The organism is Phocaeicola dorei, assembly GCF_013009555.1.
Lineage (GTDB): Bacteria > Bacteroidota > Bacteroidia > Bacteroidales > Bacteroidaceae > Phocaeicola > Phocaeicola dorei.
Genome location: NZ_CP046176.1, coordinates 1,401,306 through 1,415,187, shown reverse-complemented (window position 1 = coordinate 1,415,187; position 13,882 = coordinate 1,401,306). Strand labels below are relative to the sequence as shown.

General features: G+C 50.2%; 16 protein-coding genes. All 16 read right to left on the bottom strand.

The genetic code is table 11. The annotated features are described in order from the left end of the window. Positions 1–75 precede the first annotated feature (75 nt). Positions 76–1,284 (bottom strand): putative resistance-associated DNA invertase, encoded by a 1,209-nt coding sequence (locus tag GKD17_RS05575; RefSeq protein ID WP_005816149.1) that lies wholly within the window; start codon positions 1,282–1,284, stop codon positions 76–78. An 88-nt stretch (positions 1,285–1,372) separates the two neighbouring features. Continuing rightward, positions 1,373–1,870 carry a lysozyme family protein gene (locus GKD17_RS05570; RefSeq protein ID WP_005816141.1) on the bottom strand — a complete coding sequence of 166 codons (498 nt, stop codon included), beginning with the start codon at positions 1,868–1,870 and terminating at the stop codon, positions 1,373–1,375. Between the two features lie 53 nt (positions 1,871–1,923). Beyond that, positions 1,924–4,113: a type IV secretory system conjugative DNA transfer family protein gene (locus tag GKD17_RS05565; RefSeq protein WP_005816140.1), complete on the bottom strand. Its 2,190-nt coding sequence runs from the start codon at positions 4,111–4,113 to the stop codon at positions 1,924–1,926. Positions 4,114–4,193: 80 nt separating this feature from the next. Next, positions 4,194–5,102: a fimbrillin family protein gene (locus GKD17_RS05560; protein WP_005816138.1), complete on the bottom strand. Its 909-nt coding sequence runs from the start codon at positions 5,100–5,102 to the stop codon at positions 4,194–4,196. A 66-nt stretch (positions 5,103–5,168) separates the two neighbouring features. After that, positions 5,169–5,822 (bottom strand): Lcl C-terminal domain-containing protein, encoded by a 654-nt coding sequence (locus GKD17_RS05555; RefSeq protein WP_005816136.1) that lies wholly within the window; start codon positions 5,820–5,822, stop codon positions 5,169–5,171. A gap of 8 nt (positions 5,823–5,830) precedes the next feature. Next, positions 5,831–6,304, bottom strand: a complete 474-nt coding sequence (locus tag GKD17_RS05550) for a hypothetical protein (RefSeq protein ID WP_425285375.1) — start codon at positions 6,302–6,304, stop codon at positions 5,831–5,833. 71 nt (positions 6,305–6,375) lie between these two features. Continuing rightward, complete coding sequence (gene traN, locus GKD17_RS05545; RefSeq protein WP_005816133.1) at positions 6,376–7,221, bottom strand: conjugative transposon protein TraN; 846 nt, start codon at positions 7,219–7,221, stop codon at positions 6,376–6,378. Between the two features lie 69 nt (positions 7,222–7,290). Further along, positions 7,291–8,433 (bottom strand): conjugative transposon protein TraM, encoded by a 1,143-nt coding sequence (gene traM, locus GKD17_RS05540; RefSeq protein ID WP_005816128.1) that lies wholly within the window; start codon positions 8,431–8,433, stop codon positions 7,291–7,293. Further along, complete coding sequence (locus tag GKD17_RS05535; protein ID WP_005816127.1) at positions 8,417–8,836, bottom strand: hypothetical protein; 420 nt, start codon at positions 8,834–8,836, stop codon at positions 8,417–8,419. Before GKD17_RS05535 ends, traM begins: the two co-directional genes overlap by 17 nt. Before the next feature lie 12 nt (positions 8,837–8,848). Then, complete coding sequence (traK, locus tag GKD17_RS05530) at positions 8,849–9,463, bottom strand: conjugative transposon protein TraK (RefSeq protein ID WP_005816126.1); 615 nt, start codon at positions 9,461–9,463, stop codon at positions 8,849–8,851. A 3-nt stretch (positions 9,464–9,466) separates the two neighbouring features. Next, the gene (locus tag GKD17_RS05525; protein WP_005816123.1) at positions 9,467–9,868 is read right to left on the bottom strand and encodes a hypothetical protein; all 402 of its coding nucleotides are present in this window, start codon (positions 9,866–9,868) and stop codon (positions 9,467–9,469) included. Between the two features lie 65 nt (positions 9,869–9,933). After that, complete coding sequence (locus GKD17_RS05520) at positions 9,934–11,064, bottom strand: hypothetical protein (protein WP_005816122.1); 1,131 nt, start codon at positions 11,062–11,064, stop codon at positions 9,934–9,936. Then, complete coding sequence (locus GKD17_RS05515; protein WP_005816121.1) at positions 11,064–11,465, bottom strand: hypothetical protein; 402 nt, start codon at positions 11,463–11,465, stop codon at positions 11,064–11,066. Before GKD17_RS05515 ends, GKD17_RS05520 begins: the two co-directional genes overlap by 1 nt. A gap of 15 nt (positions 11,466–11,480) precedes the next feature. Next, positions 11,481–12,311 (bottom strand): phage antirepressor, encoded by an 831-nt coding sequence (locus GKD17_RS05510; protein WP_005816120.1) that lies wholly within the window; start codon positions 12,309–12,311, stop codon positions 11,481–11,483. Positions 12,312–12,354: 43 nt separating this feature from the next. Next, positions 12,355–13,119, bottom strand: coding sequence for a DUF5045 domain-containing protein (locus tag GKD17_RS05505; protein WP_005816119.1), 765 nt, complete (start codon positions 13,117–13,119; stop codon positions 12,355–12,357). A 27-nt stretch (positions 13,120–13,146) separates the two neighbouring features. Beyond that, complete coding sequence (locus GKD17_RS05500) at positions 13,147–13,872, bottom strand: hypothetical protein (RefSeq protein WP_005816118.1); 726 nt, start codon at positions 13,870–13,872, stop codon at positions 13,147–13,149. Between the last annotated feature and the right edge of the window lie 10 nt (positions 13,873–13,882).

The window sequence follows — 13,882 nt, the reverse complement described above, 5'->3', positions numbered from 1 at the left end:
TTATAGTTGCGGTATCACACCGCAATACAATAGTTATAAATATTGAAATAAAGGTGCAGTGAGACGCTGCACCTCCTAAAGAGAATTGATGATGAGATTGTTGGCGTTGTCAACGACAGAGGTGTCCAATGAGGAGAGGTATATCTGTGTGGTTTTCTCGGAGTCATGCCCCAATGCCTCGCTGATAGTAGATACGGGCACGTTCTTGCTCTTGGCTATGCTTGCCCAGGAGTGGCGGGCTACGTAGGTGGTCAGGGGTACGGACAGGCCTATCATTTCTCCGATTTTCTTCAACTGCTTGGTGATACGGCTATAGGCATTCTTGTACTGTCTCCAGAATATGGCTCCCTCTCCTTTTGCTATAGGGAGCAGGTAGGGAGAATCATCTGTTTTGTACTTCGCCACTATCTCCTGCATGGCAGGTTCCCATTTGATGTGCAACTGTTGTGAGGTCTTCTGACGGCGGTAAATGAGCGTACTGCCATGCAGATTGCTTGGTGTAAGTTGTGCCATATCGATGAACGACATCCCACGGGTATAGAAACTGAACAGGAACATATCCCTTGCAAGCTCCAAACGGGGGTTCAGACTCAAGTCCAGCTCTTTCAGTTGCTTGATGATTTCCAAGGGGAGTGCCCGCTTGACGGTCTTGTCGATGCCGGTATATACATGCTTGAACGGTGAGGAAGAGATGACCAGTCCGTCATCTACGGCATGATTGTAGATGGTGCGCAGGTTGCGGATGTAGAAAGAGGTGGTGTTGCGGCACAGTCCGCTGTCTTTCAGCCACTGTTCATAGCCTTGTATCGTTGTCCCATCGACTTCCTCCAATGGCACATCGCCTCCTTTCAGGTAACGCTGGAGGCTGTTGAGGGTGGTTTTGTACCTTGCTACCATCCGCTTCTTGCCGATGCGTCTCAGTTTTTCGTTCAACTCCAGCGTATAGCCGATAATGCCATGTAATTCTTTTCCCTCATGGAAGTTGTCAACGACGGTGTCTGCTGTATATGACTGCCCTTCCTTGTCCAACCGTGCAATGACCAACAGCAGTTTCTTCCTGTCAGCATCCAATGTATCTTTCAAGGAAAGAAGATAGGCTTGACGTTGTGGAGTGACGGAAGTTGGCAAAATGATGTTTGAATGGTCCGCATCCCACTCTGAGGAATAGATTCTGTACTCTGTATGGATCTGACGTGCCACACGATTGTGTATCACCTGATAATACAGGCGACCCTCTTTCTCTTGAACAGATGATGTTCTGAACTTTAATTTGATGGATGCCATAATGCTCTGACTTTAACATTGAAATTGCAATTATTACCTTTATATATAATATAAGTGACAGACAAACAGGTATAGGAGGGATGGTGCCTCACCGCTCGGCATACAACAGCTGATATTCCACCCACCTCCGTTTCCTAATGGATGCCACTGCTTTTCCCCTCCATTTGCAATAGCTCAGATAGAGTGGCAGGATGTCCCTGTCGCCACGTTCCAATCGGGTGAGCAGGGACGCTTTCGGGTATCGTCCATTGCCTAACAACTTGGCTGGTCCAATCTGGTACGAGAGGGTGGCAAGCAGATAAGCATCCCTGCCATAACGGGCATATAGGCGCAGGTGCCGGAGGAGGTCTGTCCGTAACAGCAAATCTGCACGCTGACGTGTCAGTGTTTTCGGGAAACGCTCTCCCTTCTGTAGCTGGTGACCATAGCCCACATAGCCCGGTGTGGTCTTTGGGTCGTGCCAACCCTCGAAGTGTTTGGTAATGGCTACCATCCGTTCAAACAGTGCCCTGTCAATGGTTTGGCTTTGACAGGGCACGCTACAGATGGCCAACATGCTCAATAGTACGATGATGTATCTTCTCATTACATTATTTTATATAGGAGGTGCGATGTCTCACCGCACTCTAATCAATATCACTACATCATAGTGCGGAACTGCTGAATCTCTTTAATCATGGCTTTCACGTCCTCCCCAACCTGAACGAAGTTCTTGTAGAGGATGCGCTCTCGCTCTTCTTTCGACTTGAACTTATAGAACTTAGGGAGAGGGACATACTCCGATTCCTCCTTCTTTATTTCCGTCATATCGAAGTCGGTCTTGCAGTAGAACTTGGATGTCTTGAACTCCTCGCTCTCCTGGATGTTCATGCTTCCGTTCATCCCGGTCTTGGTGACTACGAAGTCACGGGCGGTCTGTCCACATATCCAACCTGTGGGCATATCGGAGATTTTGCTTGCAGGCACCAGGCTGTCCATATTCTCATTGAGGTTGATGGAGGTCTTGTCACGGTCGATGGTCACGCCCTTTTTGAGTTGCACTACTTTACCGAAGATGTCACTCGACAGCCATTCGAGGGTTTCCTTGGCTCTTGCCGAACCGCTCACCACATTGCCCACGGTGGTGATGATTTTCTGCATACCCACCTTGCCATAATCGGCTTCCAACTGCGGAAGTTCCTGAAAGCCAAGTGCCACGCTCACCTTGTTGCTTCGGGCTGTGCCTATCAGTCGGTCTATCTTGTGGAAATACAAGGTCGGCAACTCATCGACGATGATGCTGACAGGAACGTTCTTGCCCTGTCCTGTATTCACCCTCGTTACAAGGCGGTTGAGAATCAAGGCATTCAGTGCACCGATGATGCTCTCCATCTCGGGGTCGTTGGCAATGAGCAGATAACTTGGATTCTTCGGGTCACTGACCTTCAGGTCGAAGTCATCGCCGTCCTTGTGGAATATCCAGTAAGATTCCTTGGTGGCGAGACGGGAGGTATAGACACGTAGCGTGCCAATCATACCTTCCAACTGCTCCATGGCTTTGTTGGCAAAGGCAGTCTGGAACGGGCCAAGCAAGGGGGCTACCTCGTTGTCGGTCTGAAGTACCTCGAAGATGGTCTGATAACTCTCATTGAGGAACGATAGGATATGTGGCATGTCGCTGTACTTGCCCAACCAATAAGCGGGCTGCACCTCCGCGCCCGAATGGTCGAACACCCGTCCTGTGGGTATCAGCCTTTTCGTCTTTGGGTCTTCACGCCGCTCGGCAATCAGCATCTTTCCGTCCTTGTCGTAGGGCTCCTTGCCGTAGTTGCAGAAGAAATAGATGCAGGCGGCAAGGAAGTTGACGGCAGAGGTCTGGAAGAACTGGTCGCTGCCACCGCCGCCTTCCTTCTTGCCTTTTTGCAGGGATTCAAGCAGGGTCTCGGCGGTCTCGCTCGCTGCGGCAAGGTTGTTGATGTACTTCAACTGGATGGGGTTCACACGGCGCGAATACTCCACATCCACAAAGTTGATGATGTTGAACTTCATGCCATGGGGCATCTTGCTGTCCTTGGCATTCTTGTTCTTCAAGTAATGATAGTAGAGTTTGGTGGCGAGAGTGGGAAACTTATAGTCGTACACCACCATGGCAAAGCCCTTCTCGCTGTGCTGCCTGATAAACGGCTCGATGATGGAGAAGGTCTTACCAGAACCAGGAGTACCCACAACCCATGTGCCACGGAACGGATTGACGATGTTCACCCATCCCTTGCGGAACTTGCCCTTGTAATAATAGCGCATAGGGATGTTCACGCTGTACTTGTTCTCCTGCAACTCCCTGCATTGCTCAAAGCTCTCATTCTCGAAGTTGAAGCGGTCTTTCAGCAGCCCTTCCTTCAGGAACTTAGAGATATTGTCGAGGGCGATATGCACCAATACGACACCGACGATGGAAGTGAGCATATAGAGCCAAGTGTTCAAACGGAGGGTATAGAAACAGGGCATTATCGAATGACCGAACAGCCATACGGACTGCACAATCAGCAGCACTCCCGACAGCAGCGGATAGAGCACCTGCCTGCGAGCGTCAAACTCCAGATGCTTCTTGTTGCGCGTTCCCACACAGGTGATACATATCAGCAGGAACGTAGCCACCTTGCTATACACGAGGTTGCCGTCATGGTAAATCATCCACCGCTTGATGCGAGTGTGGATATCCGTCACTACGCCGCCCAAGAAGTCCAACTGCTCCGGCTCCAGTGCGTAGGCGAAGAACTCCATCAGGATGGAGACATAAATCACCGCCCTGAATATCTTGTAAAAACCCTGTAACTCTTTGCTTTCTTCCATTTACTTTACGATGATGTTGGGTGATAATGAGAAAAGATGAAGGATGCCACGGTGGACACCCTCCAATCCTCTTATGAGTTTTATTCGTAGCCGTTGATGGTCTTCTCAGACTCTACTGTCCACGGAGAAATAGTTGCAGATATGACCTCCAAGGTGTTGCGTACAGGCTTCAATGAATAGCTGTAGGAATGACCCGCTTTCCACGTGTCGTTTGTGAGGAATACGAAGTTCTCCCCATTGCTGAGTTGCAATGTCATGTCTGGCATAACCTGTGCAGGAACATAAAGCGTATATTCCATGTGGTCACTTTGTGGGTCGCCGAAATAATAGGTCGTCACCGACTCGTCACTGCATTCTACCTTTCCGGTCTTGATGTTGAAAGTACCGCTGTCAAAATAACCGACGAACGTGAGTAGGCTTCCTGCAAAATCATTGGTGGTGAAACCGTATTCTGGTGAGGTATAGACCTTGATGATGACACGCACCATCTGATGGGTGAAGTTCAATGTAAGGCTCGGATTGGCGTATGATGCCGCTCCACTGGCAAACAGAAAATCATTGACCTTCTGCTCACTCTGTACAGCTGCCTCCGGCACTTGGAACTCTATGAGGTCGTTGGTAGGATTTGCCGTATAGGGATAGTAGGCATTGAAGGTGTGAGTGTCTGTGTCCGTGAAAAACACCTTGTTGGCTGACACAAACTGATTCGTGCCGCCGCTTCGGGTGAACTTCATATTGTTGATCATCCCTGTGGAAGAGATGCCAATCATATCATTGAGTTCCCACTGGTTGTCAACGGCTCGTGTGGAAACGGCAGGTTGCAGCATCTCCAGATTGGTGAATACCTGAAGCTGCTTGGTTGATGTGCTGTCGGTCACGACCACAGAACCTCCGCCACCGGGCAGGTAAATCTCATTGACGATGTCTTGGTCACAGGACGTGAGGAGCATGGCTCCAAGTCCCAACATTAGAAACAAATTCTTTTTCATGCTTTTTCTTTTTTAATTGTTGTACTTTGATGATGATACGGGTGATACTCGATGTCTGTATATGGGCTAATCCATAATCGTGATGATGGGTCTCGCCTTATGCGGCTGCCACTTGGGAGTCTCCTGTATGGCACCGCTTCCCAGTGAGTAAAGCCATGCCTTGGCGGTCGCTTGTCCTTCTACCTCCGTTGAAGTCCAATACCAACAGTCATCATCCTCATCGGGGATAGGTGTGCCGCCGCATTTCAGGATGTATGGGTTGATGATGTCCTTGGCATGATAGAGCAGACGCATCTGTGCCACACTGGGGATATAGGCACTTTGCCCGTAACGCCACATGTCGAAGACACGCTCAGCCAAAGGCGACTTCACATCGGTCGTGCCATAAAGGGCAAAAGTGTTCTTGTTGCCGTCGTAGGCGGTGAGGTCACAGGATGTGTCCTGTTCCACACCGATACTGTCAGCAAAGGCTTCGGGAGCGATGTCCCACAGATAGACGGCATATCCGTTTCCCTCCATTTCTTCCCTCTGATTGACGTTGAACACCACTGCAATGGCTTGCTTGCACGATTGCTCGTAGGTTTCGTAGGGCATCACCTTGCCGTCAGTGGTCAAGATATGGGTGACCTTCATGGCTGTGTCGGGAAAGTCCTGATGCTCGTCACAGGCAGTCAGCAACACCGTTGCCGCAACTGCCAAGATTGAAAACAGTTTCTTCATACGCATAGTCATTTTACAGGAAGTTTCACACCCAGGACAATACCCGTTCTGAACAGGTCTTCACCCTTGATCATCACATCGGTCTTCACCTGCCAGAAGAGCTTCCAGCCGTGTCTGAGTGTATAGTTTTGCTCATAGCCGAGGTGGATGCCACCCAAGAACCTGTCAGTATCGCTACCTGCCGATGCTCCTATGCGCATGTTGCCATGGTGGTTGCGTCCTCTTGCCACACAGGGCTTATAGGCAAAGCCGAAACCATAACTGCGGTAGTTGTTCCAAAAACTCTCAGGACAGACATGACCGCACGATGCGCACTCGTTCCACTTGATATATCCGTTTGCAAAATACTCCCACGCATTGTGGTACTTCGTCTCATACTCGTAGGACAGCGTCACGTCCAGTCCTCGCTCATACAGGCATCCGAACCCCAAGGATATGCGGTCGCTATTCTGCTGCGCCATTGCCGGAGTCATGCTTGCCATAAAACAGATGACAACGAGTAAGGTATGCACAAGCCAATTCCTCACTCCTAATTCCTCATTCCTAATTCTCATTATTCCTCCTCCAACAGTATATGGTTAAACGAATCGGCAGACAGCACATCCTCATAGTCGATGCTGAGCGAGATGGTGCGTCCACTTATCTGTTTTTCCGACAGCTCGATGGTCAGCACCTTGTCGTTGGGGAAGGTCATCTTCTTCACCACAATCACGTTGCGATAGCCATACTTGAAGGTCTTCGCATCGTCCAACACAAGAGATGGGGTCAGTTCCACTATCTGCGCATTGGTAGCCTTGCTCTGCTTCTTGTCCGATAGTTTGATGCGCATCTCGTCGATGTCGAAGCGGATGTTGGTCTTGTTCTCCACGGAGAAGTCGATGAAGAAATATTCGCCCACGCTGTAGATGTTGTTCAGGCGCATTACCATGCGGTGCATCTTCGTCGCCACGTTGCGGTATTTGGCAGACGATGACCATATCTGACGTGCATACTTGGTCATGTCGGCAGTGGACAGGCTTACAGCGGGATTGTTGTAGGCATTGCGCTCCGAGCATTCTATTTCCTTATCGGTTACTGCCTCCTGCATCCTCGTGGTATAGAGCAGTGCATACTGCGTGCGGTAGCGTTCCGTCACGATTGTCACTATCGCCAACACCTCACCGTCGGCATACACGTTGTCCTTCGGCTTCAGGCGGATGGTGTTGTTGATGGGTTGGTCGCCCACCACCTTGTCTGTGGATATATCGACAAAGCGGATGGGTTCGGAGGCGGTGATGACGGTGGTCACTTGGTCGTTGACCGTCAGCTGCTCCATCTCCATGTAGGTGGTCTGCGCCTTGGCTGAAAGCACGCTCAGCGAAAGCAATGCACAGACATTCATTTTCTGAAAACAATTCATATTAGTTGATTTTTTGATGTTTATACTCTATGAGCCACCGTTCCCGACAATTCCGTTGTCGGGCAGTGTCTATTTCCTTTTCTCTTTCCCATTTACAAGGTAAACAAACGTCCCATACTTCAGCTTCACTTTGTTCTTCTTGATAGCCTTGCTGATGGCATTGCTTGTCTTCTGGTAGGCATTGGTCACGGCTTGCATTCCCCATTGCGAGAAACTGTTGTTCGCTCCACTCTGGTCGATGTTCATGTTGCTCTGCATAGCACCGCTCGCCACATCTTTCGTGGTCTCACGGAACTGGCTGCCGGGGACATACAGTCCCTCCAGTCCGTCCGTGTCATAAAGCGAAAGCGAAACCTTTATCAGCTCGTCATCCACAAGGATGGAGTTGATGCTACCCTTCACTCGCTGCGAACCGAAACCGCTCATGGTGGCATAGAGGTACGACCCTTTCTTCACCACGGTCTCACCAATCTCAATATCGTCCAACAGTCTCAGCCGCACCCTCGACCCGTCCGTAGCCTTCACGTCCTCGTCAATGATGGCCTTGATGAGCTTTGGCTCATGCTCGTTCTGCGTCAGGGTGTTGAAATAGTCCGAAGTCACCTTCACCTTCTTCACCACCTCCTGTGCCTTGTCCTCCTCGTCCAGTGCCTTCACCGCCTTGCTGTCCTCGGCAATCTGACCTTTCACCTCAATCTGCTCCTTGGGAGGCCCAGCCTGTGTGGTATCCTGGGCCACGGGGGCAACTGCCGCCTGTCCTCTCAGCCTCGCTTCGGCGAGTGCCTTGTTGAGTGCTTCGAGTGCTTCCGCTTCTCGCGCCTTGGCATCGGCCACTTCGGCTGCATCGTCCTTCTCTTCTGCCTGACGGACGAGTTCCGCAAGGTCTTCTTCTGTGTACTTGGATTCATACGCTTCTTTCTCTTCTTCGTTGTCACGCTCAATGTTATCAACAGCCGAATAGTCTGCTATGCGACCATACGACTTCGCCATGTTCTCATACTTGCCACCGATGCCGTCACCATTCTTAATCTGCGCTCCGGGCAGGTTGGGGTTCAGAAACTCGGTGGTCTGCAGGTTCTTGTCCTGCGTTTCCGCCACCTCCGTATTGAACATGTCAAAGACAAAATAGCCTGTGGCAATCAACGGGATGTACACGATGGCTGGCAGCATGTACTTCGGCTGACGGAAGTTTATCTTATCTGTTATTCTCATCGCTGTCTGATTTTGATGTTACTGACTTGTCTCGATTCTCCTCGTTGGTTCGATGCGTCACGGGAGGAGTGATGCAATGGGCTGCATTCATCATCTGCTTCATGCGCCCTTCCTGCCGCTCGATGGCACTTGCAGCCTCCGTCCGATGACCGTAATACCGCACCATCCTGTAGATGTTGATGCCGAAGCACGTGGCGACAAAGCCGAAGACGATGACGAGAAACAGCGTCTTGTGGGCATTGGCAAAGCCTTGCACCTTAGCCGCCGCACGGTCTATCCTCGCGGTCTTGGCAAACTTGCGCCCTGCCGCCACCTCCTTCTCATACCGCTTCTTGTACTTGGGGTCGTTCTTGTCGGGCATATCCTCGCCCACAAGCATCCGTCTGATTCCTTTTACACTCATACCGCTAGGATATTAGAAGTTTGACTTCGACTTCTGCTCAATATCCTTGTTGAGCAAGGTTCTCCAGTTCGTGATGAGCAGTCCATGAGGATTGTTCTCCGTCCTCGGCACGCGCTTCACCTGTCCCGCCGTCACCAATTCACGCATCAGAATATTGCTCCTTCGCTCTATCCTTTGCCTACCGTAGTAGGTGAACTCCATCTTCTCCTTGTTGAACTTGATGCTGTCGCAAAAGATGCTGAACACGGCACTCGTACCCATGATATTGTTGTAAAAGCCCTTTTCCTTCAGCGTATTGTACTGCGCCAAACCAGTTTCATCGACCAAATACATCGCCTTCTCCATCGAATAGCGGATGTACTTGTCATCGGGAGCAAGCGTAAAGAAGTAATGGTGGAACATCTCGATATGGCTCTTTGCCTCCACATCCAGCGTTTCCTCCATCGTGGTGCGGTTCACCAGTATGGGCACGTTGCCGTCCAATACATACACCTTTTGCTGCGCGTCCGTCACCATGCAGCGCGCCGTCCAGATGCTCGACACCGAGATGATGATGCAGCCCATGAGGAACGCAGAGCAGATGATGCCCACCAGCTTGATTTTGTTTTCTAAGTTCTTGATTACCATACGTTACTGCTTGTTTGAGGTCTGATTTCTCTTCATTCTCACATATTCACGGTGCAGGATGGTGTATATGTCCTTCTCAACTTCTTCCACCAGTTTGGCGTAATACTTGATGCAAGCCTCTACGTAGATGCCTTCGTATTTCAGTTGGATCCACACCCACCAGATGTCACGTTCACGTCTCCGTCGATTTCTGTAGATTTTGGCACGATGCAAGCGATAACTCAGGTAATCTACCATAGGCACTACATACTCGTCGTTATCCTCAAAGCCTTCTGCCATCTCCTCATACTGTGGGTCGATGTAGTTGTTTTCGGAATTGAAAAACTCTTCCTTTGCACGCTTGTTGGCAAACGCCATGAATTTCTCATCTTTGAGCCAACGCTCAATTTCATTTTTTGCTTTCATTTTTCTTGATGGTTACTTTTATTTGTTTCAATAGGAGGTGCGGTGACTCACCGCACACTCACATGTTATCTCATCACGGTCGCCATGGTTCCCGTAGCCGTCATCTTGGCTTGTTGTGCCACGCCCTCGCCGAAGTTTCGGGTTGAGAAGGCGGTGTCGCCCTCTGGTATCATCCATGCCGCAAGGTCGGGCACGAGGTTCAGGCATTTCAACGCCACGATGCTCGCTGCCATCAGATAGCCTGCCGAGAAGAACGAGTTTTGCAGATAGGCTGCCATCGTCTGCTCACTGGCGGTGATGGCCGTCAGGTTCTCTACCTGTATGCAGAGCACAATATCAAACAGCAACAGGACGTAGAAACCGACGAAGTAGAGCATGGCTCCGTAGAAATGAACTGTCAAATAACGGGTTAGCCACTTCGCCCACGCTCCTTCCCACTTGGGCAGCAACGAAAATGCCCATTGTATTGGACCGAATATAGTGAGCATTCCGAGCAATATCTGCTGACAGTATATCGTCGCCCACCAACCGATGCGGAACACGATCAGGGCTATCAGCATCACTATCTTGTCGATGCCCACCACGGCCCCTGCCGTCAGTGAGGTGAACCACAGTTTGCTGGCATCCTTCTCCATGTTGGTCACTTCGTCCACGCCCGTCTGCTCCATCGTCGCCTCTATCAGGTTGGGGTCTGATGTGCCCTTATGCGCCACGTCTGCCTGTGCCTGGAGGTCAGTGTACATCGAGTCCCTGACATATACCAACTGCTGCACCTCCTCAAACTTGTCGGAAATTTGGGTCGCCTCTGCCTCATAGAGGTCGTGGGTGTAACTGCCGATGCAATTGGGAATATAGGATAGAAAATCCAATACGCACCAGCTGCTGCCGCTGTTGGTCATGCCTGTGTCAGCAGGTGGGTACCACCAACAGAGGATGATGCTCACCACCAAGGGCTTGAACAGTTTCATCACGTCCAACGGTTCGTTCTTCACCATCATCTTGTAGGCCATGCTTGCCGCCACGATGATAGAGAACAGTGCCGCCAATGCCATACACATTTGGAGGATCCACCAGAACGGCCCTTGTGAGCCTGTGAAGGTGGCATCGGTCAGGAACTCGTTGGTCTGGAATATCACATCGTCAATCTCCTCTTCGAGGATGTTGATGCCGAAATCGCTGAGTATGTTGTCTGCCATCAGTGCCTGGTTCTATTGTTGATAATCTCTTTGATAAACTCTATGCCTTTCGGTGTCCATGACAGATAGAAGTGGTAGAAGCAGCGCATCCTGCCTGTGACATATACCGCAATGCCCTTGTCCTGAAGGTCTTCACGCAGTTTCCACATTCCATATTCCTTGGTGATGATGCCTTCCTCTTTGAGGGTCTTCACAATCTTGCCGTAGTAACTTCCGACATATTTGTGAAGCTTTGACATTGAAACTACCTCTAAATCAGATGGCATATAATGCTCATCAACGATGGGTGTCCTGCCGATAACGCTGATTCGCTTCGGCATCCTTGACATCTCCAACTGCCACTTGCCGTTTTTCCTCTTGGCGGCATAGAGACGTAACTGTATTTTTGATATTGATTCCATAGCTATTTCTTTATTTTATGTTCTTTCGATAACAGGAATGACTCCCACGCTCTTCAGTTTCTCATAGAGGAAGCGGCGACCTTTCTGTGTCCATTTGGTGTTCATGCGCACATCCTCCGTACCGTCCTTGTGTTTAATGAGGTAGGTCTCGCTGGTCACATAACCGCAGTCCTTGTAGTCGGCATACAGAATCCACTGCTTGCCACGCTGATACTGGATGTTCATCTCCTTCAGACGTCGGTTGAAGCGGATGGACGACTCGCCATAGTCCTGTGCTATCTGTGTGACCAGGACACTGCTCTTCGTGGCAAGGATGATGTCAAGGTAACTCACCTTGTCCTTCATCTCCGTCACCTCCTGTTGCAGGTCATCCACCTTGGATCCCAACTCAACGATGCGTGTCCTTTGGTGTTCACACTCCTGTTCGACAAGCAGACGCTTTTGTCGTTCTTCCTTCAGATTGACTGCTAACCGTATCAGGAAGTCTGGCTCTGCCAATGCCTTCTCGATGGTCTGCTGTGTCATATAGGCACCATGCTTGCGGATAGAGGGGAGCACCTCCGATGTCACCCACTTGCGGAAACGTTTGGCTTCGGGTTTGCGACTGTCAAGGATGACATCATACAGTCCGTCTTCATTGATAAAGTTTGTAACCTGTTCTCTTCCAAGACTATCCGAGATGGGGTACTTTGAAAGTACATCATCCGAAAGTCGTTGTACCAACTTGCTGGTTTTTAGTCCAAGAACTCTTGCCACATCAGCCAAACAGAACAAGGGTTGCTCTGGTGTTCCTGTGGTTCGGACTGCTCCAAATTCCTCGTTGTTGAAAATCTGAATATCGTTCATATCTCTATGCTGTTTTGTGATTATTTCTTCTCTTCCCTTATTTCTATCTGTTCACACTTTCTTCACCCTCACCGCTGTTGGCATCATCGCCGTCAGTGCCTGTCGAGCTCCTCACGCCCTTCATGTTTTCCTGCCAACGGCTCTTGGCATCGCTGATGATGCTGCCTTTATGTACTACACGGTCGTTGGTGGCTGCCAAGAGGGCGGTAGTCTGGCTTTGGGTGTTGAGCTGCACAAGGTATTTCAGTAGTGTCTCGTTCTGTGTCGTCAGGTCGGCATAGATGCTAAGATACTGCCGCTTTCTCTGTGCATTGGGCATATAGGCATCCTTGGTGGCTTTCACGGCACACTGGTACATATTGTACAGTTCCTCCCACCGACGCTTGTCGTTGATGGTGCCTCCTGTAGGGATGATATGGTCTATGTTCGCCTTCATCTTGTCCAACTGACCGTTGATCTTGCTGCTTTCGGCAAGCCAGGCGAGGTCTATCTGTCGGTCGGCTACGTTCAAGGCTTCCACCTCAGCACGCTTGGTGAGGGCAGAGTCTATCTTCTCCGCATCATCTACTTGGTTGTAGAGGTTGATGCCGGCAAGAGTGCGGAAACCTAACTTGTTCTTCTCTGCCGCTGTCTTCTTATAGTTGTTATGTAACAGCCAATAATAGAACTCAGGGGTGAGAGAACCGCCACCTGTCTCCATCACCGTTATCTGGTTCTGCTTGGAGGAGTCGTGGTTGTAGGTCACGCTCTGGGCTGTGGCTTTGATGGTGGTTGCTACCGCCATGATGAGTATCATTGTCTTCTTCATGTCCGTTCTTCTTTTGTTTACAATCCGTCAATAGTCAAGTTTTCCTGCCACTTTCCATCGGCTGAAGGCATCTTCCAGTATCTCTTCCTTCGTCCTCGTCCGATACACCTTCTCCTTCCAATAGCCCATGCGCAGCTGCACATACCGCCATGTCTGGAAGTAGGCTTGGTTCAGATGTTTTTCTATCAGGTCCAACGAATTGTTGATATTGTCCAACACCATCAGCAGGTCGGAAGTTGAACAGGCTGCCGCTCCTGTGGCATACAACACGAGGTCGTTGACGCTATGGTAGAGTTGGCTTCCTTCGTTGTATATGTTGTCGATGGCTTTCTTGTTGATGCTGATGAGCATCGTGTCAGCCAGTTCGATGTGTTTCCGCTTGATGACCTTATCATTGAAGTCCTCCAACAGGTTCTTGTAGTCACTGATGCGGTCGCTCACCGTCTGGTAGGTGCTCTTCACGTTCAGCACCGTGCGCAACGACTGGTACATCACATCGATGATGTCGAAGGCCCGGGTGTATTTGTCCAAATCCACATTCAGTTCCTTGTATTTGCCCACCTCTTCACTGCTGTATTCATGCAGCAGTTGATTGCTGTACTCCAAAGTGCTGCGTGCCAGCAAGAGGCTGCGCTGCTTCTTGTGGTCGTTGATGTATGCTTCCACCGATACCGCATCGAATCCCCATTGCGCCAAGGCTGTATTGGGGAAGAGGGTAATCAGCAGGAGAGCTATGATGATGGTATGTCTCATTCTCCGTTCC